18 protein-coding genes are annotated in these 22,283 nt (G+C 44.3%); 5 read left to right on the top strand and 13 right to left on the bottom strand.

Going from position 1 to position 22,283, the window contains the following annotated elements; translation table 11 throughout:
* Positions 1 to 7: 7 nt before the first annotated feature.
* Genes BC751_RS02415 through BC751_RS02395 form a run of 5 tightly spaced genes read right to left on the bottom strand, consistent with a single transcriptional unit; the run spans position 8 to position 4,703 of the window.
* Positions 8 to 808 carry an SDR family NAD(P)-dependent oxidoreductase gene (locus BC751_RS02415; protein WP_130274159.1) on the bottom strand — a complete coding sequence of 267 codons (801 nt, stop codon included), beginning with the start codon at positions 806 to 808 and terminating at the stop codon, positions 8 to 10.
* A gap of 1 nt (position 809) precedes the next feature.
* Positions 810 to 1,844: a zinc-binding dehydrogenase gene (locus tag BC751_RS02410; RefSeq protein ID WP_130274158.1), complete on the bottom strand. Its 1,035-nt coding sequence runs from the start codon at positions 1,842 to 1,844 to the stop codon at positions 810 to 812.
* 26 nt (positions 1,845 to 1,870) lie between these two features.
* Positions 1,871 to 2,554: an orotidine 5'-phosphate decarboxylase / HUMPS family protein gene (locus BC751_RS02405; protein ID WP_130274157.1), complete on the bottom strand. Its 684-nt coding sequence runs from the start codon at positions 2,552 to 2,554 to the stop codon at positions 1,871 to 1,873.
* 38 nt (positions 2,555 to 2,592) lie between these two features.
* Positions 2,593 to 3,297, bottom strand: coding sequence for a 6-phosphogluconolactonase (locus BC751_RS02400; protein WP_130274156.1), 705 nt, complete (start codon positions 3,295 to 3,297; stop codon positions 2,593 to 2,595).
* Positions 3,298 to 3,335: 38 nt separating this feature from the next.
* Positions 3,336 to 4,703 carry a D-arabinono-1,4-lactone oxidase gene (locus tag BC751_RS02395; RefSeq protein WP_130274155.1) on the bottom strand — a complete coding sequence of 456 codons (1,368 nt, stop codon included), beginning with the start codon at positions 4,701 to 4,703 and terminating at the stop codon, positions 3,336 to 3,338.
* Positions 4,704 to 5,554: 851 nt separating this feature from the next.
* On the opposite strand from BC751_RS02395, the gene BC751_RS02390 reads away from it, so the two are divergent.
* Positions 5,555 to 6,886 (top strand): GntP family permease, encoded by a 1,332-nt coding sequence (locus BC751_RS02390; RefSeq protein ID WP_130274154.1) that lies wholly within the window; start codon positions 5,555 to 5,557, stop codon positions 6,884 to 6,886.
* On the opposite strand, the gene BC751_RS02385 is transcribed toward BC751_RS02390, so the two are convergent.
* The 3 genes from BC751_RS02385 to BC751_RS02375 are packed head-to-tail and all read right to left on the bottom strand — an operon-like array spanning position 6,887 to position 11,361.
* Entirely contained in the window at positions 6,887 to 7,666 is a 780-nt protein-coding gene (locus BC751_RS02385; protein ID WP_130274153.1) for an SDR family NAD(P)-dependent oxidoreductase, read from the bottom strand.
* A gap of 33 nt (positions 7,667 to 7,699) precedes the next feature.
* Positions 7,700 to 8,803 (bottom strand): sugar phosphate isomerase/epimerase family protein, encoded by a 1,104-nt coding sequence (locus tag BC751_RS02380; RefSeq protein ID WP_130274152.1) that lies wholly within the window; start codon positions 8,801 to 8,803, stop codon positions 7,700 to 7,702.
* Between the two features lie 2 nt (positions 8,804 to 8,805).
* Positions 8,806 to 11,361, bottom strand: a complete 2,556-nt coding sequence (locus BC751_RS02375; protein WP_130274151.1) for a DUF7133 domain-containing protein — start codon at positions 11,359 to 11,361, stop codon at positions 8,806 to 8,808.
* 134 nt (positions 11,362 to 11,495) lie between these two features.
* Here BC751_RS02375 and BC751_RS02370 point away from each other — a divergent pair, with 134 nt between their 5' ends.
* Complete coding sequence (locus tag BC751_RS02370) at positions 11,496 to 11,666, top strand: hypothetical protein (RefSeq protein WP_242617339.1); 171 nt, start codon at positions 11,496 to 11,498, stop codon at positions 11,664 to 11,666.
* Between the two features lie 33 nt (positions 11,667 to 11,699).
* Here the strand turns inward: BC751_RS02370 and BC751_RS02365 are convergent, their stop codons facing one another.
* The 4 genes from BC751_RS02365 to BC751_RS02350 all read right to left on the bottom strand — a co-directional run bounded on the left by BC751_RS02365 (position 11,700) and on the right by BC751_RS02350 (position 17,247).
* Positions 11,700 to 12,797, bottom strand: a complete 1,098-nt coding sequence (locus BC751_RS02365) for a dipeptidase (protein WP_130274150.1) — start codon at positions 12,795 to 12,797, stop codon at positions 11,700 to 11,702.
* 331 nt (positions 12,798 to 13,128) lie between these two features.
* Positions 13,129 to 13,593, bottom strand: coding sequence for a RidA family protein (locus BC751_RS02360; protein WP_130274149.1), 465 nt, complete (start codon positions 13,591 to 13,593; stop codon positions 13,129 to 13,131).
* 19 nt (positions 13,594 to 13,612) lie between these two features.
* On the bottom strand, positions 13,613 to 14,926 hold the full coding sequence (locus BC751_RS02355; protein ID WP_130274148.1) for a gluconate:H+ symporter: 1,314 nt from the start codon (positions 14,924 to 14,926) through the stop codon (positions 13,613 to 13,615).
* A gap of 89 nt (positions 14,927 to 15,015) precedes the next feature.
* Positions 15,016 to 17,247, bottom strand: a complete 2,232-nt coding sequence (locus BC751_RS02350) for a T9SS C-terminal target domain-containing protein (protein WP_242617338.1) — start codon at positions 17,245 to 17,247, stop codon at positions 15,016 to 15,018.
* A 137-nt stretch (positions 17,248 to 17,384) separates the two neighbouring features.
* Between BC751_RS02350 and BC751_RS02345 the strand changes: the two genes are divergently transcribed.
* From BC751_RS02345 to BC751_RS02335, 3 genes are read left to right on the top strand one after another with little or no spacing between them, the layout of a single operon-like run.
* Positions 17,385 to 18,581, top strand: coding sequence for an Lnb N-terminal periplasmic domain-containing protein (locus BC751_RS02345; RefSeq protein ID WP_130274146.1), 1,197 nt, complete (start codon positions 17,385 to 17,387; stop codon positions 18,579 to 18,581).
* Between the two features lie 57 nt (positions 18,582 to 18,638).
* Positions 18,639 to 20,684, top strand: a complete 2,046-nt coding sequence (uvrB, locus tag BC751_RS02340; protein ID WP_130274145.1) for an excinuclease ABC subunit UvrB — start codon at positions 18,639 to 18,641, stop codon at positions 20,682 to 20,684.
* A gap of 44 nt (positions 20,685 to 20,728) precedes the next feature.
* Positions 20,729 to 21,367: an AlbA family DNA-binding domain-containing protein gene (locus BC751_RS02335; protein ID WP_130274144.1), complete on the top strand. Its 639-nt coding sequence runs from the start codon at positions 20,729 to 20,731 to the stop codon at positions 21,365 to 21,367.
* Here the strand turns inward: BC751_RS02335 and BC751_RS02330 are convergent.
* On the bottom strand, positions 21,362 to 22,276 hold the full coding sequence (locus tag BC751_RS02330) for a 1-aminocyclopropane-1-carboxylate deaminase/D-cysteine desulfhydrase (protein ID WP_130274143.1): 915 nt from the start codon (positions 22,274 to 22,276) through the stop codon (positions 21,362 to 21,364). The two genes, BC751_RS02335 and BC751_RS02330, sit on opposite strands and share 6 nt — an antisense overlap.
* Between the last annotated feature and the right edge of the window lie 7 nt (positions 22,277 to 22,283).

Here is a 22,283-nt window from a genome sequence, read left to right as displayed (position 1 = left end):
GTATTTTTTATGGTTTACCATGAATGGTGGAGGAATCTTTGGGAGCATTCCTGCCCATCAGGGGATGTTGTTCCAGGTCTACTACCTGCCCACTGATCGGGCCACTTTCGTCAGCTAACCAGTAAATGGCTGCAGCAGCAATTTCGGAAGGCCAAAGTATCCTTCCCGAGGGGGCATACATTGCCGGTATTTCTTCATACCATTTTTCTGAGAGGCCATGTTGTTTTTTGCGGATCATTTCCCTTTCGGTGAGTACCCATCCCGGGTTGATCTGATTGACCCTGACACCATGCGTTCTTGGCAGTACATCACCCAGGTTTCTGGTCATTGTCATCAATGCTCCTTTGGAAATGCTATAAGCCAATAAATTGGGCTCGCCGCTCCAGGCATTCACTGAACCAATATTCAATACCACACCTTTGGATGTTGATAAATGAGGAAGCGCTGATTTGATCAAAAGGAATGGGGCAATGCTGTTCACCTCCAGTACTTTTTCTAAAAATTCTTTGTCCGTGGTATCAATATCTGAACTTACAATCCAGGCAGCATTATTGACCAAGGCATCTAATTTTCCCCAAGTCTTGACCGCCAAATTTACCAATCTTTCTGCACAGCCTGCTGCCGTGATATCTTCTACATGCAGTATGGTATTGTCTTCCCCCAGTTCTTTTGTGGCCAGTTGGCCCAAATCTTCTTCCAATCCATGGATTACAACTTTTGCCCCTTCCGTTAAGGCTGCTTTGGCAATGGCTTTTCCTATACCCGTCGTGCTTCCGGTGACGATGATGACTTTATTTTTTAACCGCATCCTACACAGGCTTTAAGACACTTTTTACTACTTTCCCATCATGCATCAGCTCAAAAGCCTTTTTCCATTCTGTAATTGGCCAAACGCCGCCAATGATGGGTTTGACATCCAATTTTCCACTGGACATCAGGCTGATCACTTTTTCCCATATCGGCCAGTTGTGGCTGAAGCTTCCCTGTAAGCGCACATTTTTCTGAACCAAGGGATCGAGGGAAAAATTGCAGGGCTGGGGACCCCAACCTACTTTGGTGATCTGCCCATTGGGACGAACCAGTTTCATGGCTATTTTTAGGGTTTCGGAAACACCAGCCGCATCCACGATAAGATCTGCTCCCAGTCCATCTCCTAATTTTGCCCAATCTTCAGCTGCATCTCCAATCAAGGTATCGCAGCCATATTTTTTGGCAATTTCCAGTCTTCCTCTATCTGCTTCTAAGCCAACAATTCCCACTTCTGCCCCGCATAAGTTGGCGACAGCCGCACAAAGGATTCCGATTGTTCCAGGTCCAATCACCAATACCCTGTCCCCGGGTTTGATTCTTGAATTTCCAACCACTGCATTATAAGCTACGGAGCAAGGTTCGGTAAGACAGGCCTCCTCAAAAGCCAAATGATCAGGTACATGATGAAGGCATCTGGCAGGAACCCTTACAAACCTTGTCATGGCCCCGTTTACTCCATACCCAAAGCCTTTTCTGCTTGGATCGAGGTTGTAGAGCCCCGTTCTGCTCATAGGGTTTTGTGCATCAATCACCGCTGCGGTTTCACTTACGACCCTGTTTCCGACCGACCAGCCTTTTACCCGGCTTCCGAGGGCAGCAATTTTCCCACCGAACTCATGGCCTAATACCACCGGATAATTCACCGGCCAGCTATGGTCAGAAGTCCACTGATGGAGATCGCTTCCACATACACCTACATTCTTCACTTCCAACAAGATATCCTCTTCCCCGATTTCAGGAATGGGAATTTCTCTGATTTCCACAGAGCCCTTGGCTTCTGCATAATTGACAACTGCTGCTGATTTGCCTGACATGGTTATTTTATGGGTTATATTTTTGGTTATTGGGCATGGATGGCCGCACAGATTTTCCTTAAGGATGCTTCCAAGTCCCCATCTGCCGTTTTGAAGGCATCTGCATCGATGGTAAGTGGAGCGCCTAAAACGACAAGTGGAGCGCCTAATTTGGGGCATTGAATGGCTTGTTCTAAGCTTAGCCCACCAACGGCCTGAACAGGGATGTTGACCGCTGCTACTACTTCTTTTAACTGATCCAAGGGGCTGGGCATTGTCCTTCCACTGGCAGCGATACCCCTTCTTTCATCATAGCCTATATGGTGGATCACATAATCGCAGCCCAAATCTTCAATTAGTTTGGCGCCAGCGACCATATCCGGACAGCCCAAGTTATCACCCATGACTGCTATACCGTAATCTTGACCGGCTTTTACCACACATTTGATGGTTTCTTCATGGGCCCTTGCCATGACCACCACATGGGTAGCACCTGCTTTGGCCATCATTTCGGCTTCCAGGTATCCACCGTCCATGGTTTTGAGATCAGCTACTATGGGAATTTCTGGAAATGCTTCTCTCAATTTCCTAACGCCATGGAGGCCTTCCGCTAAAATTAAAGGTGTACCTGCTTCTAACCAGTCCACTCCGGCCCTGATGGCCATGGCAGCTGTTTCCAAGGCCTCATCGATATTGGTCAGGTCCAGGGAAATTTGAACAATGGGTTTCATAGGTATTTTGGGTTGAATATTAGTTGTCCTTTAACTTATCAGCTGCTTAGGCTGCTCATATCGATCAAACATTCCACATTGGGGTGTAGCCAAAGTAATGTTGCCGGACAATGAGTTGTAATCCTCCTTTCCAGAATTTGCTGAACGGCATCCTGTTTTCCTTTTCCCGTAATCAGAAAAATAATCTTTTTGGACATCATGATGTCCCTCATACCCACACAAAGTCCATAAGCTGGTTCCGGCCCTTTGGAGAGGTTGGGGTCATGCTGGATGGTGGAAGGCTCAAGGAGGTTTTTGTGGAACCGTGTTTCCAAGTATTCCCCAGGCTCATTGAAGGCAATGTGCCCGTTTTTTCCCAGACCCAAAATGATGACATCAAAAGGCCCCTTTTCCTGAATATAATTTTCCATCCTTTCGCATTCTGCTTCTACCTTTTCTGGGGAGGTATCAAAGGTTATGTACCTTTTGCTTGGGATGTGAAGAGGGTCCAAAATATGTTTTTTGATGTAGGTTTCACAGGAATCCGGGTGGTCCAGAGGAATGATGCCCCATTCGTCCATTTTAACGATGGTCATATTTCCAAATACACTTGGCTTTTTGGCCATTTCATTATACATGCCGGTAGGGGAGTTGCCCGTAGCGGCACAAAAAAGTAAATCACTTTTTTTGCTTGCCTCTTGTTCGACTATGCCTGCGGCCTGTTTGCTTAAGGCCTCATAGTCATTCACATAATAGATGTTCATTAGGGTTTGGGGTCTATTGGGTTAATATGTGTGACAGGTTAGGCATTTCCTAAAATGTTTTGCTCAATGAAACTATTTCGAAACTTCCCATCGGGGTCATGATTTTGCATGAGTCTTCTAAAGTCATTGAGTTTTGGATACCTTTTTTCAAGCTCAGAAGGGGGAATGGTGAACAGTTTAGCCCAGTGTGGTCTTGCTTGAAAAGGCGCTAATTTTTCTTCCATTTTTGGTAATATTCCCATTACCTCAGGAATTTCTTGTTTCCATGTGGTATGAATGGCAATGGTATCCCTTTGATAGCAGGGGCTTAACCAAAGCGCATCACTTTTTATGGCCCGTATTTCTGAAATAAACAAGAAGGGACTGATCTCTTTGGCCATTTCCTGGATGCTGGAAATGGCTTCAAAAGCATGCTCAACAGGAATGAAATATTCCGATTGTAACTCTTTTCCCGCGCTAGGCTGAAATTCCATTTTGAAATGGGGCAGGATTTCATACCATTTTCTGAGTTGGCCCATTTGGGTTGTGCAACTCTCTGGTGAGATGCCCGGTACGGGGTGAACTGCCGTTTCAAATGGAAGGGCACCGAATAGGTCCGAAGGAAAATCAACTGTTCCATTTTGATGCGCGCGCTTCTTAATCCAAACCTGATTGATGTTTTCACTGGTCCAATCCGTAAATAAACTGACGCTGTAACCAGTGGACATAATTTCAACAAAATGTTGTTTGAGTGCAGACATGGGTAAGTCTTTATAGATTACCTGTGCCATTTGGTAAGATGGCTCGATGTCCAAGGTAACTTTGGTCATCATCCCCAATGCCCCAAGTGCCACTACTGCCCCCATGAAATTACCATCCCTTTCCCTCTCAAGTTTCACCAATTCTCCCTTTCCATCAATGAATTCAATGGCTGCTACCGCTGAGGAGAGGTTTCCATTCCCTATTCCTGAACCATGAGTACCGGTACTGATAGAACCGGCAATGGAAATGTGGGGCAGGGAAGCAAGGTTGTGCAATGCATAACCTTCTTTTTCAAGCAATAAGCAAAGGTCACCATATTTCATTCCTGCTTCAACAGTCACCTTCCCGTTGACTTTGTCCAGATTTACCAACTGATTTAAGTTATTGGTAGAAATTAAATGCCGGTCACTGTCTGCAATGGTGTTGAAGGAATGTCTGGAACCCAAAACCCTCAACTTGGGCAGTTCTTTCACCAACTTGACCGCTTGTTCCAAGTTTTTGGGTTCGTGTATTTGGGAAGTACTGAATTGTAAATTTCCTGCCCAATTGTAGAGCGCTGATGTGGATTCCATTTCTTTTTTATTGGGATTACATTGGATAAGGGGCGCCAAAAGAGCTGCTCCCGTAAATGTGGAGGCCGTTTTGAGAAATTTTCTTTTGTCCATAAGTAGCTGGGAAAAATTAGGTCTAAGAGCATGTACAAATTAGTAAAAATCAGGAAAGAATGGAGCGAACGGGTGTGATATTAAAAAATTTAGTGAAAATATTAACGGTCTCCTGAGGTTATAAAAACTTATGGTGGCAAATATTTAGGACCGGAATTTTGATGAAGCACATAAATTTTAACCGATGAAAGCGGATTGGACGGTTTTTGTGGATAATTCTGTAGATAAGTCAATCTACAATGTTGAAATTTTGTGAATAAAAATATATTCAGAATTTTGTTTTTGAAATATAAATTTGCGTAATTTGATAACATCAAGTAAGAGATAAAAGATCGGAAGTAGCATTCCGGACTTTGGCTTAAAATGTCAGGATAGTTTGTGAAGGAGTTTCAACATCGCTGTTGAAATTTGAGACGGGTAACCGCAGAAGCGATCGGTCCTGGACTGGAAGTTGAAAGATGGACAGGAAATTTTAAGTGGAAGTTTTGAATTCCGGGCAACTGGGTTCAACTCATAATAACGGTAACTTGACATAAGCACCTGACTATGGTCAGCAGTTTATGAGGCGGGAAGTAAATCTTAAAAGGTTGCTTCCCGCTTTTGTTTTTTATATGTGTTTATTTTTTTAACAGTGTAAAAAAAACAGCGCTTAAATTTCTTTTTCATGTTGCACTCATTTAAGAGTTTGGTCCATTTATTAGCTTGAATGGCCTGTTTATGTAAAAATCCAACAATTGGATCAGGAAAAATCAATCCATGTTTCACGACTGTAAAAAGTTTGGGTATATTGGAAGGGACTGATTCCCTATGTGATAAGATAAATTCCGGAAACCTATTTAACCACAACCCAAATGATCCTGATTCTTACCATCCTGCTTGCATTGGCAATAATTTTGATCGCCATCGTAAAGTTTGATATCCATCCATTTCTGGCCCTTTTTGTAACCGCAATTTTATATGGTCTTCTATCAGGTATGTCTGGAGATATGATCATCAAATCTATTTCTGAAGGTTTTGGAGGGGTTTTGGGAAGTATTGGTCTGCTGATTTTATTAGGGGTGTTTTTGGGGACCTTCTTGGAAAAGACGGGAGGAGCCCTGGTTATTGCTGAGAAAATATTGGGTTGGATCGGTCAAAAGGCGGTCACCAAGGCCATGTTGCTTTGTGGGTACATTTTGTCCATTCCTGTTTTTGGGGACAGTACCTTTATTATGATGAATCCGATCAGCAAATCTCTTTCCCTTAAAAGTAAAGTGCCTTATGCAGCGACAACCATAGCTGTTGCATTGGGTGCCACAGCCTCCCATTCCTTGGTTCCGCCTACTCCTGGGCCAATCGCCACAGCGGGGATTCTGGAAGCAGACCTCGGTATGGTGATTTTTTGGGGTTTGATCATCAGTTTGATTACCTTGATCCCAAGCTATTATTTCATCAAAAAGGTGGCATATAATATTCCTTTGGAGCCTCAATTTGCAAAAATTGATCTTGAGAAATCGGAGAAAAAATATCCATCAGCTTCCAGATCTTTTATGCCTGTCATCTTGCCCCTTTTGTTGATTGTACTGGCATCTATCGCTAAATATCCATCCCAACCTTTTGGAAGCGGTATTTTTACTACCATCATCACCTTTGTGGGAAGCCCGGTCATCGCATTATTGATCGGTGTATTAATTTCCTTTACCTTACCCAGTAAGTTTGACCGTAAATTATTGTCCTCTTCAGGCTGGATTGGGGAAGCAATACTGATTGCCGCTCCTGTGATACTGATTACCGGCGCAGGTGGGGTTTTTGGAAAAATGCTCCAAAATTCCGGAATTGGAGATATGGTAGGGGAGAGTTTGTCCCATGCGAGTTGGGGAATATTCCTCCCTTTCCTTATTGCATTCTCTTTAAAAACAGCCCAGGGATCGTCCACTGTAGCGATGATAACCACGGCATCTATCATTGCGCCCTTGTTGGGCGCATTGGGAATGGACTCAGATTCCATGAGGGTTTTTGCAGTGCTGGCCACCGGTGCCGGAGCCATAGCGATTTCGCATGCCAATGACAGTTTCTTCTGGGCAGTGACCCAGCTTTCAGGGCTGAAAATATCTCAGGGAAATAAGACCCATAGCTTGGGGACCATCATCATGTCCTTTACAGCTATAGGGCTGATTTTCCTGATTACCAAAATCTTCTATTGATCAACGGGCAGTCCAGCCTCCATCGACGGTCAGTATAGAGCCTACCATGTAAGAGGCAGCATCACTGGCCAGGAAAAGGGCCGCACCCTGAATTTCTTTTAGTTCACCCCATCTGCCCAATGCAGTGGCTCCGACCACAAATTTCTTTCCCTCTTCTGTGTCTGCAATTGGCAGGTTCATCTCAGTCAGGAAAGGTCCAGGGCAAATGGCATTGACATTGATGTTGAAAGGAGCCAGTTCAATCGCCAAAGCCCTGGTCATCTGTACTACTGCCCCTTTGCTGGAAGTATAAGGCGTCCTATTGGCCAATCCGACAAGGCCCAAGGTGCTTGCCAGGTTGATGATATTTCCTTTAGCGGCTTTTTTCATATAAGGTACCACCGCCCTGCTGCAAAGCCAGGTTCCGGTTACGTTAACATCCATAACTTTTTGAAAGTCCTCCAGACTGAGGTCTTCTATTGCCCCACGGATGTTGATACCGGCACTGTTGATCAAAATATCAATCCTTCCAAATTCTTCCATCGCTTTTTGGGCCATAGCCTCAGTTTGTCCTTGATTGGCCACATCTGCACTGAAATAAATTACTTTCACAGGATATTTGGATGACAGTTCTATCGCTGCCGCCTCCCCTTCAGCCTTGTTTCTGCTTACCAGCATGAGATTGGCGCCGGCAGATGCCAGTCCGGCCGCCATGGCCATTCCCAGTCCTTTGGATCCTCCGGTTACAATGGCCGCTCTGCCACTCAGATCAAAAAGTTTTATTCCTGGTAGATTTTCCATAGTCTTAAATTTAGTTTTTAGAATTGGTGGGTTTTATCGATTCATTTTTAAGTTTCTTTTACCGTATGCGAGGCAAGCAAGGATGTTGTCTTCCTCCTTGGAAAGTTGTTCTTCAGCATCCAAATTGCTGATGATGGGGAGTGGTCCTTGGAAACTTTTATCCCTCACCAATCGGAGTGTTTTAGCCAGTTCAGTTCCTGGAAGTTCCCCGAATGTTTTCCAATAATCCTCCTCCAGACAAGGAATTTTCAGTGGATCCCTGGTAATCATTTCCAAGTTGAATCTGATTCCAGGATTGTATTTCAGGCAAAGGGAAACAGCTTTTTCCAGATTGACCACTCCCTGTCCCAGGGGGATTTCAGAAAGTAAAAATCCGGATTCATAGGTTTTTACTCCCATATCCTTGATATGTGTGGAAAAGGAATATGGGGCTAAAATTTCAATAACTTCATCCGGGTCTTCCAAAAGTGAAATGTTATTGCCAAAATCCAAAGTGACTCCTGCCCATGGATTATCCAGCCATTGGACAATTTCAACCAGTTCTTTGGCCCTCCAATCTTTATGGTTTTCAATGGCCAGCTTGACCTGATGTTTTTCTGCTATTTTAACAGCAGTTTTTAAGGCTTTCAAGGACTCCTCCTTGAAGACGTCAAATTCCGATTGACTTTTGAATGTTTCATAGCGCCTGCCTCCAAGACAAACAGTACGGAAGACATCCACTCCTGCAGATTTGGCTATTTCAATTTGTTTTTCGAATGAGCCTGATTCTTTTTCCGACCTTGGAAGACCAATGCTCCCTTCAATAAACATGTTGAGGGCTTTGCTTCTTTTCTTGAGCAGGCCCGCAAATGATTCCGTCCAGTTGTGAACTCCGACCTGAATGCCTCCTGACCCAATCCGATGGCAGTGTTCAAGAAGTTGTAGGGCATCCTGAAATCCCGGAAAATTTCGGCTCTGATGGGAGGAATTCCAGCGGAGTCCATAAGAATGAACGACGATCCCCATTTTTCCCCTTTCCCCTGATTTTCCCAAAACATCAACTGGAAAATTCATGGCAAAAGTTAAAATCCCCGCACTGAGCAGAAAGTTTCTTCGGCTTGGATTAAAGGATGGTTGAGGGTCTTGGCTGGGTTTCATGGTCAGGGATTTTGTGTGGGTGGGTTTTCCAGTCTTTTTACATGTTCATTGATCTCAATAGCTGTCCAAGGATATACCCTTCCCTGGTTCAAATGTCGGGTAGTTGCTACTAATCTTCCGCTGACCGGGCCGGCCTGATTGCCCCATTCATTGCGTATATAGGTAAGAATGGCGGCAATGCTTCCATCATCCATGGTAGAATGAGAAGGCATAACAGGAAGGATTTCCGGAGCGTCATATACTTTGCCTCCTATTTCCAAGGGCCCTTCCATCCCATGTAAAAGAATCAAAGCCAATCGGGTTTCATTTTCAGTTACCCATTCCGAACCTGCCAATGGAGGCCCCATGCGGGCCACTCCCTTGCCATCTGAACCATGGCATCCGGCACAACTGGATAGGTATTTTTGTCTTCCCAAGGCAAACTGTTTAAGGTCTGATTCGGTCAGGCTGACTGCGGAAGCAACAAGTGTTTCAGGGGAATGACCTGGCCAACGAAAAATTCTTTTCATTAAATCCGCTTTATTGGCGCTCAGCTTTTGTTCTGCTATCCCAATGATCATCGGCTCTTTATTGAATTTCATTAATCCAAGATTTTGGGGTTCGGCACCTTGTATCGCCAAGGTGTTTAAGGCGATATTTGCTTTCCAGTCTTCCTTGCCTTCATTTTTTTCTATCCAATGGACCAACTCGCCGAGCTCGTGGATGTCTTTTCTTTTAATGATGGAAGTGACCAACATCTCCAAAAATATTTCCCTTTCCGGGATGCTTTTTGACCAGTTTTCTGAATTCCATAATGCTTGTGCCAGGGCAAATTCCCTGTCTTTGAGGCTGCTCAATAAAGCATCACGGATGAGAGGTTCCTCACCATATTTTTCGAACAGGATCTTGCTTAGTGCTACCTGACTTTGTTCAGGAAGTATGGAAGCACTTAATGCCAGCTGGAGGGCCCTTTGTCGGGAAGCATTTGGTGCCTCAGCCAAAACAGATTCATAAATATTTTCAGCCAGGCCAGGTTCTTGCTTTATTTTTTCTTCCAAGAGCCTAAGGGCATGATTGGCCAAAAGGGTAGATGGTCCGGAAATCAAGCCTGACAATAGGTCACTGGACAATGCCCCCATGCCCTCCAAGGTCCACAGGGCATGCATCCTTCCCAATTCATTTGTTCCCTCTTTCACCAAGATTTCCAATTGGGGTACTACGCTGAGCGCCTGTCTTTCCACCAGAAGCCTTTGGGCCATATCCCGGTGCCAGCCGATGGGATGGCTCAATCTTTGGACAAGGTCTGCACTGCTTTCGGTGGAGAGTTTTGGAAATGGCGATGGTTTCCATTTTTTGGGTACTATTCTCCAGATTCTTCCCATATGAATGGGCAGCACCAGGTCTTTTTTTAAGGTTTGCTCCCGTAGGTATGGCGTCACATAACTTCCATGTTGGATCAGGCCCCGGTACATGTCCGCCACATACAAAGCCCCATCAGGGCCTACCGCCAAATGGACCGGTCTAAAGCGCTCATCTGTTGACGCCAAAAATTCCCGGCCGGGATGTGGATCAAATGCCTCCAAATTGATCCCTGTTTCTTTTATAACATTTCTTTTGATCAAATTACCTGCAGGCTCACAGACAAACACATTGCCATAAAAGTTTTCAGAAAAGAGCGGGCTTCTAAAAACTGTTGGTGAACAGGCGGCAGTAAATTCCAAGAGCTGCCCTTTAGCATCCAGGGTACCTGGGATATAGCCTCTGTTTACTGCCAGATTGGGCCTTATCGGATAAATCCTTCGGTCTATGGTCAGCCCATGATCTATGCCAGAGGATGGGGTGTGATGGGGGTTCCTTCCAAGGTAGTTGGGAGGCACCAGATCCCCATGGAGCTGTGACCAGTTGTAGTTGTAAATCAGCCTGCCATAATCATCATGGCTGATTCCATATTGCCCTCTTTCTTCTGTAATGTCCCTAATCCATTCGCCGTTGATCTGACGGTATCGCAACTTGGATTTGGCATTGTAGTACCAGTTGTCAATGTTTCTGAGCAATCCATTATCAGAATGCTCTGGAATACCATTGGCAGCATAAGTTGGGTCAAAAAGTTCCTTTCTATCAGCCACCAAGTCCCCATCATCATCAAAGGTAAGCCAAAGCGCATTGTTTTCAGCGACGAGTGCGCCTCCTCTGATCAGCCCAAGTGCCCTTGGCATGATGAGGCTGTCCAGGTAAATGGTGCTTTTATCCATTTTACCATCTCCATTACTGTCTTCCAGGATATTGATCCTGCCCAAAGGGAGTGATTCTCCATTCCCATCTATATCCGGCATAAAACTTCTCATTTCAACTATCCATAAGCGGCCATCTTCATCAAAAGTGAGGAAAATTGGGTCCTGTACCATGGGTTCCGAGGCGACCAACTGGATTTCAAATCCGCTTTCGATCTGAAAACTTTTCAGCGCTTCTTTAGGACTTTTCGGGGGGGAAGGGGCAGTTCCATCTATGGGCTCCTGCTTCGAGCAAGCGGAAAAGCAGGACAGGATACAGAAAAGGAATAAAAACCGGATGGTAATCATCTTACGGCTGGGTTAATAGGTTACTGAGGGTCGGTGCGGGGTTTCTATTTTTTTAAAAACAAGCACTTGGCTTAAGTTGGCATTAATTACTCAAATACGCAATAGGGATTTACAGCAGTGGCTAAATAATTGATTTGCAAGATAGAATGTACGCCCATACGGATGGAGGAAGCAGGCAAAGGAAACTTTCTGAAAAAATGTCAGATGTATTATTTCCCTTTATGCATTCAGGTAATCCTAATAGTCTCCATCTTCCCAATTGGCAGGCTTTCACGGTTGACAAAGGAGAAACCAAGTTTCTCTAAAATACCTGTGAACTACTCAATGCCCCGGATAGGTCAGCCAGACAATCCCTCCCGGTGGTCTGATTTCCAGGCCTTCCTTAAAAAGCGCAACCAGTTACCAAACATGACCTTCTCTATGTCTTTGGCAGTATAACCCCGCTTAGACAATAGGGAAGGAATCTTTTGGAGATCTGCGATGGTTTCCAGGTCATATGGGCATTGTTCTTTGCCAAAGGCGCCATCCAGGTCTGAACCTATCCCGATATGATCTGCATTTCCGGCAAGCTGGCAGATATGGTCAAGGTGATCAATCAATTTTTCCAGGTTGCAGCCCATTTCTTTGGGTTTGGATTTGCCTCTTACCCAGTTGGGTACCATCATCCAGGCATCCATTGCACCTCCGATCACTGCCCCTCTTTCTATGAGTGTTTTGATCTGATCATCCGAAAACTGCCGGTTGTGGTTGACCAATGCCCTACAGTTGTTATGGCTGGCCCAAACTGGTCCATGGAAATGGTCCATAGCCTGCCAGAAGGCATCATCACATAGGTGGGTGGCATCCAGGATGATATTCAGACGCTCCATTTCCTTTAACAACTCCAGACCTTTGGGACCCATTTTTCCTACAGCATCTGTACCATTGGCATACCTTCCAGGGCCATAATGTGCTGGACCCAAAGCCCGCAGGCCATAAGCATAAGCTTTTTCCAAGTATGATAAGTTGACCAGGGAGTCTGCCCCTTCCAAGGATAAAATATAACCAATGGGTTTGGAGCCAAAGGGCAATTCATTCAGCCAAAGGTTAAGGTGTTTTTCCAGACCTTCCAGATCCTTGACCTGAACCATTTCGCCTGCCTCTTCCATGGCTTTGTACCAGGCCAACTGTCCCTGGGTCTGTGCCCAGGCTTGTTCAGGGGAATGCCAACCCGGCAGGGGATTGTCTTTGTCAACAAAACGGGCAATCTGAGTGGCCACCACCAATCCTACGTTTCCTTTTCTGAGTTCAGGAAGGGAAACAGTGGCATTCCCTCTGTCGGGTTTGTCATCCATTCCCTTTTCCCTGAGATTGATTTCAGCTACAGGTTTTCTCAGGTCCCTGTTCCATTCCAGGGCATTCATACTCAGGTCTAAATGGGCATCTATGGTGAACATTTTCTTTTGTTGTGTTGTAGTAGTTGTAATGGTTATTAGATCTTTGTTTCGCTTCAAATCCAGCTTTTTCTGGAAATCATCTTTTTAGGACTAAGATTATATCATCCTACACTTTCAATTTTTTTAGAATAGGGGTTCAACCCATTTAATGTTGCTCTAAAGAGGAAAATATTCTATTCCCAAAACGCCAAGTTGCACCCATGACTATTGAAAGATAAATTTACATCGTACTTGTCGCCAGCGGATTCACATAATGCCAAATTCTTCATTCATCATTTTTTGCGAAATCCGCCTTCGCCCTTCCCAATTTCTTTTGATAGATTCTCATCCCTCATTCCAGTTCAAACATCGCCTCTATCTCCACGGGGATATTGTCCGGTAGGGAACCCATACCTACCGCACTTCTTACACCGATGCCATTTTCTTCTCCCCAAACAGCAGCAAATAGCTCACTGCATCCATTAATCACATAGGGATGCCTCTCGAAATCAGGGCTTGCATTGACCATTCCCAAAACTTTAATGACCCTTTTGACCTTGTTGAGGGAACCAATATTGGCTTTGATCGTGGCCAGCATGGCCAATCCAACCTGCCTTGCAGCCAGCTTTCCTGCTTCTATATCCATGTCAACCCCAATCCTTCCAATGATCAGACTTCCGTCTTCTTTTACGGTTCCATGACCGGAAAGGTAGAGGTATTTTCCATCCACCAAGCAGGGCTTATAGACCCCGAGAGGATTGGGTGCAGGGGGTAGGACAAGCCCCAAGGCCGCGAAATTTTCTTCAGCTGTTTTCATACTATTATCTGTTTATGTTTTAAATAATTGCATCCAAGGCAAGGACACCCAATAAGCCAACAACTGCTACAATGGTTTCCATCAGGGACCAGGATTTGATGGTGTCCTTTACAGATAGGTTAAAATATTCTTTATACAGCCAAAAGCCCCCATCGTTGAAATGGGAAAACATCAGGCTTCCTGCGCCAATAGATAAAACCAGAAGATTCGGGTTCACAATGCCTCCGCTTACCATGGGAGCGATGATACCTGCAGTGGTCAGGCCTGCTACCGTTGCCGATCCTACCGCTACTCTGATCAAGGCTGTAATGGTCCATGCCAAAATCAATGGATGGACATCCCAGCCTTGTAGGGAATCTGCAATACTCTTGCTTACCCCTGAATCCATGAGGACCTGTTTCAGGGCACCTGCGCCGGCTATGATCAAAAGAATCATGGCGATATCTTTTGTTGCAACCACGTAGGTCTCCATGAGTTGGGCTGTTTTGAAATTCATGTGGATGCCCAGGGTGTAGGAGGCCAGCAGCAATGAAATCAGCATGACCATGCCGGGATCTCCGATGAATTTGATATAAGGGGCAATTACATGCCCAGGGTCAACCTGAAAACTCAAAATGGTAGTTCCAATCAACAGGAATACCGGAAATAAAGCTGAAAAAAAGCTGTTGAATGTACCTGGTAATTCACTTTCTTCTTTCGGTTTGGCCTGGAAAGTTTCCAAAGGCCGCGCATCAATTTTTTTCAGGAATTTGGCAAAAAATGGCCCTGCAATGATAATTGTGGGTATGGCAATCAACAAGCCATAGACTAAAGTTAGCCCCATATTTGCTCCAAATTGGGCTACCAGTGCAGCAGGAGAAGGATGGGGCGGAAGAAAACCATGGGTTACAGATAAGGCTGCCAATAAAGGGATTCCCACATAAACAGCAGGTAGTTTATACTGGTAAGAGACAGTAAAAACCAAAGGAACCAACAGGACAAAACCGACATTATAAAACAAAGGAATACCAACGACGAGTCCTGTCACCATCATTGCCCAGGTAACATTTTTTACCCCAAAAATACCCATCAACACTTCAGAAATCCTTTGAGCTGCACCGCTTTCAGCCACGAGTTTTCCCAACATGGCCCCCATGACGATGATGATGACCAAATCGCCTAAAAGAGAGCCAATCCCTTTTTGTATGGAACCGGCAAGAAGTTCTAAAGGAACACCCAAAAGAATTCCTGCCAGAATGGAGGAAATTAGGAAGGCAATAAATGGATTGAATTTCAGCCAGGTGATCAAAAGTATCAGTACCGCTATGCTGATCAATAGGAATACAAAGGTCATAGGTCAGGTTTGGGTTGAAGCACCAATTTAGAAAATATATTGGGAAGCTGATTCTTTCGCCAAGCTTGTATTTGATGAATGGCCAATTTTTATTTACTTTTTATCCATTTCACAGCCTTTGCATTTTGTCCTTCTCTTACACTTATGAAATAAAATCCTTCTGGAAGCTTTGACATGACCTGTTGCAATAGAATAGCATCATAGTTTCCTGAATAAAATTGTTGGCCATTGACACCCCGGATTTCAAAGTTGATCTGTTCAGTATTCCAATCTGAACCTAAACGCAAAAATACAGGGCCTTCACGGTAAGGGTTGGGCCATAGCTTGATGGAATGGTCATGGGGCAATTTCCAACCTTCCAACCTGAAAATCCGGCTTAAAGTCTTTTTGCCGTCCAGGTCTACCTGTTCCAACTGGAAATAAACATGGGTCTCTGGAATACTTTCCCTGTATTCAAAGCTATAATGTTGCAATCTTTCGCTTTCCCCGTGGGAGGGTATTTCTGCAATGGCTTCAAAATCATTTGCCTGACCAAAAGAGCGGTAAATGATGAATTTTTCATTTTTACTTTCATGGTTCGTACTCCATTCGATACGGATTCTGTCATTTTCCCAAGTAGCTTTTTCCGATACCCAAGTTACCGGTAAAATGGACAGTTCCCGGAAGCTTCCTACCGTGAATGTTTGGCCATGGATCTCCCCAAAACTGAGATTACGTCTCGCCCAAAGTAAGGCAGGATCCAATCCCGGGATATGGCTTCCGGGAGCTGCCTGCCCATTGCTGACAATGCGCAGGTCATCCACATCGTCCACGATCAGGTTTTGGGCAGAGATGCGCATTTCCAGAGTTGAAGGGGCTGAAAGACTGGTAGAAAACTCAAAATAACTGTTCAATTGGTACAGGATGGGTGTGCCATCATTGTCGTTGAAGTTGGGTTCCCAGTTGGCCCCAGGGATTTCAATAAATCTGATGGAGAGGTCACCCCCAGGACTTGAACCCAGTAGCTGGATTTTACGGATACCGCCCTGATAGGCATCTTCGAATGGGAAACTTGCATTCCATGTATCCAATTCACTGGGTAAATTCAGGTAATTGAACTGGGAGAGATTCAGCCAAGTTCCCCCTTGATAAGTTAAGCCGCCTGGACCAGATCCGTTAATGGTAAAATCAAAACCATTAAAGTCAATCTGCCCATTTTTCATAATTAAAGCTCCATGAATCATTAGGTCTTCTTCCAAAATTATCCTTCCCGAAGCCTTATCCACAGACCAGGATTCAAAACCATTGGACCAACCTGATATCCCTTGCTCGGATGGTCCAAAAAAATGAAAGTTGGTAGAGGCAGTAAGGATATTCCCCGAGGCCTCATTGATCAGATTGCCTGAAAGGGAGATGTTTTCTTTAAGGACTTTTGTCGAATTACCTCTGAAAATGAGGTCATGGTAAGCCAAGACTTCTGAAGATGCGGCAAATGTTTTTCCCAACATCTGCTGATTGCCAGTATTGGAATTATAAATTACTGTGCCTTCCATCTGGATAATGGCAGCTTCCAAGCGGGGAATATTGCCGTTCAAAATTAGGGACGCCCCGGGTTTCAGATGAAAAAGAGCAGAGGGTGTGGTATTGGATCGTCGGATGATCTGATCCAATGGTGCAGAACAGTCTGAAATCAAAGTTCCTCCAGGTTCAATGATAAAGTCTCCGTAAGGTCCCCCACCATTGAAAATGGCCTGTGTATTGAAAGAAAAAGTAGAGCAGGCCGGTAAACCCATGGTATTTACGGTTTGTAGAACAGTCCCAGTACGGATTATAAAAGTACTGGCTTTGAAGGCAGAATTGACAATCAGAGTTTCCCCGGGATCTGGGTCGAAGACCACCGTGTAGCGGCTGTTTTGGTTGTTTGCACTCCATGAAGCCCTATCTACCACGGTTCTGGAAATTCCTTTGAATACGATTTTCCCCGTTTGGGGATAAATCCAATCTATCAAAAGGCTGCTTACTGAGTTGATAAAGAAAACGCCACCTTCTTTTCTGAGGGCCCGAAGGGCACCATAAACATGGAGTTCAAAATTTTGAAGGTTAAGCTTTCTACCTGGATCGGCTGCACTGAACAAATACAGGTGCTTGGCACTTTCATTGGCGGTCAGTCGGACTTCATGGTTTTGGTCAATAAAAATGTTGTTGTTAAGGTTGGGTTTTTGAACTGCATTTATCCATTGGGAACCGTCCCATGTTTCCCAAATGGCCGGATTTTCAAAGTCTCCAGAGGCTATGCTCCGGTAATCGCCGGGCTCTAAAGGTATCTGCGCAAAGCAAAGCATATAGAATATCCCCACTTTCCAACAAAAAAATGTTAGAAACGAGTAAATTCGTGCCGAATGAAGTAAGCGATCCATAGCTTTTCCGATTTAATAAGTGTTTGTCCGAAAAAGTCCTCGTGCTTAATAAAATTAGTTTTATGCGCTCCCTTTTGAAAAAAATATTCCTAATTTATCCGTTTATTTATCCGATTATTTTTGCAGCCCCTGCCCAGAATTATCAGATCAGCCTATTGACCTGTGATCCGGGGGACGAATTGTATTCGGCTTTTGGGCACAGTGCCATCAGGGTATGGGAAAAGGACTCCAATCAGGATTTAGTATTCAACTACGGGACTTTTGACTTCAATACGCCTTATTTCTATGTCAAATTCACTCAACGGACGCTGGATTACATGCTCAGTATTTCGACATATGAGCGTTTTTTGTACGAATACAACTATTTTCAGCGCAATGTCAGGGAACAAGTTTTGGATCTTAATCCCGAACAGGCCAGGCAATTGGTACAATTCCTTCAGGTCAATTATCAGCCTGAAAACCGCTTTTACCGGTATGATTTTTTTTATGACAACTGTGCTACCCGTATCCGGGATGCTTTTGAAGCCGTTTTGGGAAAGCAATTGGATTGGAATGAAAATCCTGAGCCTGAAAAAAAGACCTTTCGGAACCTGATCGATGAATATGTTTACCCACTTCCCTGGGCCGATTTTGGAATTGATCTGGCACTTGGAGCTGTAATCGACGTGGATGCCAAAGAAAGGGAGAAGCAATTTTTGCCCGATTATATGGAGGAGGCATTTGCCCGTGCCAAGGTTGTGGGAGATGGTCCGACACGCCCTTTGGTGAAATCCAGCCATGTAGTCCTGCAATTTGATGAAAGGCAATTCAACATGGGGCTGTTCAACCCTTACCTGGTCTGGTGGACTTTGGCCATAGGTGCGATCCTATTGACTTATTTTGGACATAAAAAGGGCCGCTTGTTCAAGGGTTTTGATATTGCTTTTTTTACAGCTCTGGGTCTTCTGGGTCTTCTCATTGTGCTACTTTGGTTTTTTACTTTTCATTCACAAACCAAATACAATTGGAATATTTTATGGGCATTCCCCGGCCATTTGTTTTTAGCCTTTGGGCTTTTGAAAGGTACCACGAAGCCTTGGCTCAAAAATTATTGCCTTGCGGCATTGGTTCTTGCCAACCTTAGCCTGGTTTTCTGGATTTTCGGAATCCAGTCATTTCATCCAAGCATTGTCCCTTTGCTCCTGATAGTGATTTTGAGGACTAATTTCCTTTATTACAACTGGGGAAAATTTCAGGTGGCAAAAAGGATTAATGTTTGAAAGGGTAAAACTTTTTGCCCCATGATTTTTGTTATACTTTGCTAAGACTGAAGCGGAATGGACTTTAAACTTGTATCAGAATACCAGCCGACAGGGGATCAGCCTCAGGCTATTGCCCAGCTTTCTGAAGGAATAAAAAACGGAGATCCGGCACAGGTGCTGTTAGGGGTTACCGGATCCGGTAAGACCTTCACCATTGCCAATGTGATCCAAGAGGTCCAGAAGCCAACATTGGTACTGAGTCATAACAAGACATTGGCTGCCCAGTTGTATGGTGAGTTCAAGCAGTTTTTTCCCGAAAACGCGGTGGAGTATTTTATCTCCTATTACGATTATTACCAGCCGGAAGCTTTCATTCCCACATCAGGGACTTACATCGAAAAAGACCTCTCCATCAATGATGAAATAGAGAAACTCAGGCTAAGCGCTACTTCCGCCTTGCTTTCGGGCAGGAGGGATGTGATCGTTGTAGCTTCGGTCTCCTGTATCTATGGTATAGGAAATCCCGATGAATTTGGGAAAAATGTCATCCGTCTGCAGGAGGGAGACAGGATACCCAGGAACCAACTCCTTTTCAAATTGGTGGACATCCTGTACAGTAGGACGAATAATGACCTCACGCATGGTACATTCAGGGTCAAGGGTGATACTGTGGATATTTTTGTGGCCTATGCGGATTTTGCTTACAGGATTTATTTCTGGGGTGATGAAATTGAGGCCATCCAAAGAATTGATCCTATCAGTGGGAAAAAAATATCTGATGAAAGGATTATTTCCATCTTTCCTGCAAATCTATTTGTTACAGGAAGGGATGTGATCGAAACGGCCATCCGTGAAATCCAGGATGATCTGATGGCGCAGGTGGCATTTTTTGAAAGAGACATGAAATTGATTGAAGCCAAAAGGCTTAAAGAGCGGACTGAGTTTGACCTGGAAATGATCCGGGAGTTAGGCTATTGTTCAGGCGTTGAAAATTACTCCAGGTATTTTGACAGGAGGAAACCTGGGACCAGACCCTTCTGTTTGCTGGATTATTTCCCTGACGATTACCTGATGGTAATAGATGAAAGCCACGTGACCCTTCCACAAATACGTGGGATGTGGGGAGGTGACAGGGCCAGAAAGGTCAATCTGGTGGACTATGGTTTCCGATTGCCTTCTGCCTTGGACAATAGACCTTTGAATTTTGATGAATTTGAAAGTTTGGTCAATCAGATCATTTATGTCAGTGCCACTCCGGCAGATTATGAACTGAACAAGGCTGAAGGGGTCGTGGTAGAACAGATCATCAGACCTACTGGCCTGCTTGATCCCATTATTGACGTCAGGCCAAGTGCCAATCAGATTGATGATCTGCTGGAGGAGATAGATGAAAGGGTGAAATCGGGGGACAGGGTTCTTGTGACCACCTTGACCAAAAGAATGGCTGAAGAACTTCAAAAATTCCTCGAAAGGGCTGGGGTGAAAAGCAGGTATATTCATTCTGAGGTCAAACCCTTGGATAGGGTGGAAATTCTACGTGAGCTTCGCCTGGGAATCTTTGATGTCCTGGTAGGGGTCAACTTGTTGAGGGAAGGGCTTGATCTTCCGGAAGTTTCTTTGGTTGCTATTTTAGATGCAGATAAGGAAGGATTCCTGAGAAATGAAAGGAGTTTGGTTCAGACCATTGGTAGGGCTGCAAGGAATGAAAACGGAAAGGTGATCATGTATGCAGATACGATCACAGATTCTATGCAGATGGCCATTGACGAAACCAAGAGAAGAAGAGGATTACAGATGGCTTACAATGAGGAACATGGTATCGTTCCTCAAACTGTACGTAAATCCAAAGAAAAGATCTTGGGACAGACCACTGTAGCTGATTCTAAGAAAAATGCCAAAGTATATGAAGAAAGGGTGGATGCCGAAGCCATGGTAGCTGCAGATCCTGTTGTCCAATACCTGAGTAAGGAAAAGCTGGAAAAGCTGATCGCCCAGACCCAAAAACAAATGGAAAAAGCAGCCAAAGAGCTGAACTTCATGGAAGCTGCCAGGCTAAGAGATGAATGGCAGGGTTTGAAAAATAGGTTGGAGGAGCTGAACAGAGGACCTGGATCACTCTAATGAATATTTGGAGAATTTAAATAGGTCCTGTTCCAAGAAATGAAATGACACTACAGGAAATCAATAAACTCGCGCAGCAAGGAGAAGGACTTAAGGTGGAGTTCAAAAAGAAGGCTGCCTTTCCTGATAAAATTGTCAGGGAGATCATTGCTATGGCCAATACCGAGGGCGGTTTTTTGTTGATTGGGGTAGATGATGATGGGACTGTCAGTGGTCAGCGTTTTATAGAAGAAGAAGTATTTGTCATGGAAAAAGCGATCCGTGAATTGGTGAGGCCATCACTGCAATATCAAGTAGAAGTCATCAAGTTCAATGCTAAGAAAGGCGTGGCTGTATTTCAAATCCCCAAATCAGAAAGTAGGCCTCACTATATCCTGGATCAAAACCGTAAAAGAGCATTTGTAAGGGTAGCTGACCGGAGTATTCAGGCAAGTCGGGAGATGTGGGAAATTCTCAAGCGTGACAAAAAGCAGCAGGATATGGTATTTACTTATGGCGAAAAGGAAACCGTTCTCATGAAGGCCTTGGAAGAAAAAGGTAAAATTACACTTAAGGATTTTCAGGATTTGGCCAGGTTGCCCAGATTTTTAGCCTCAAAAACATTGGTGAGGTTGGTATTGGCCAATGTCTTACAGATTGTTCCGCAGGAAAAAGAGGACTATTACATTTCTAAGGAGTCATAAAGGAAGTGAAATTCCAAACCGTTGATTGAATCCGGCAAGACCTTGAATACCTCCTGTATGAAGTAACAGTACTTTTGAGCCTGAAGGGATCCCTCCGGATTTTATCTGTTCTAGCACTCCGAAGACCATTTTACCAGTATAAATCGGGTCTAATGGGATTTGAAATTCCCTGTAAAACCATCTGATAAAATCCAGCAATTCTTCATTGTGCTTACCGTATCCCCCAAAGTGGTATTGGTCCAAAATTTTTGTCTTGCCTTTAGGTATGACTTCAAATTGTTTCATTAGGGAATTTACTTCTTCATGGATGAAATCTCCCTTTAATGAAGAAAAGCCTATAAGTTCCTGGCCAAAGCTGATACTATTGGCCAATCCCGAAAAAGTTCCTCCGGTTCCTATAGAAGTACAGATATGGCTGTATTTTTTATCTTCTTCCAAAAGGATTTCTGTTGTGCCTTTTACAGCCAGCGCATTGGTCCCCCCTTCAGGAACCAAATAGAAATCCCCAAATTGTCTTTTTAGATTTTCAATAAATGCATCTTCCTTTTTATTTCTATAAGCAGACCTGCTGATATAGTGAATTTCCATTCCATGAGATTGAGCCGCCTGCAGTGTGGGGTTGAGCGGTAAAGTCTCTTCACCCCTGATGATGCCTATGGATTTGAAACCTGCATATTCCGCTGCTGCTGCTGTGGCATAGATATGGTTGGAAAAAGCTCCGCCAAAGGTCAGAAGGGTTGTTTTTTCTTGTTTTTTAGCTTCTTCCAAATTGTATTTTAGTTTGTAAAATTTGTTTCCAGAGGCTTTGGGATGGACCTGATCCAATCTTTTAATAGACAGTTCAATGCCTTTGTTTTCCCAAAGTGGATGAAGGAGGATTTCTGTTTGAATGGAGTTTGGGATCAGCATGGCAAAA

The sequence above is a fragment of the Cecembia calidifontis genome (assembly GCF_004216715.1).
Taxonomy (GTDB): domain Bacteria; phylum Bacteroidota; class Bacteroidia; order Cytophagales; family Cyclobacteriaceae; genus Cecembia_A; species Cecembia_A calidifontis.
This window is presented reverse-complemented; position numbering and strand designations above follow the sequence as displayed.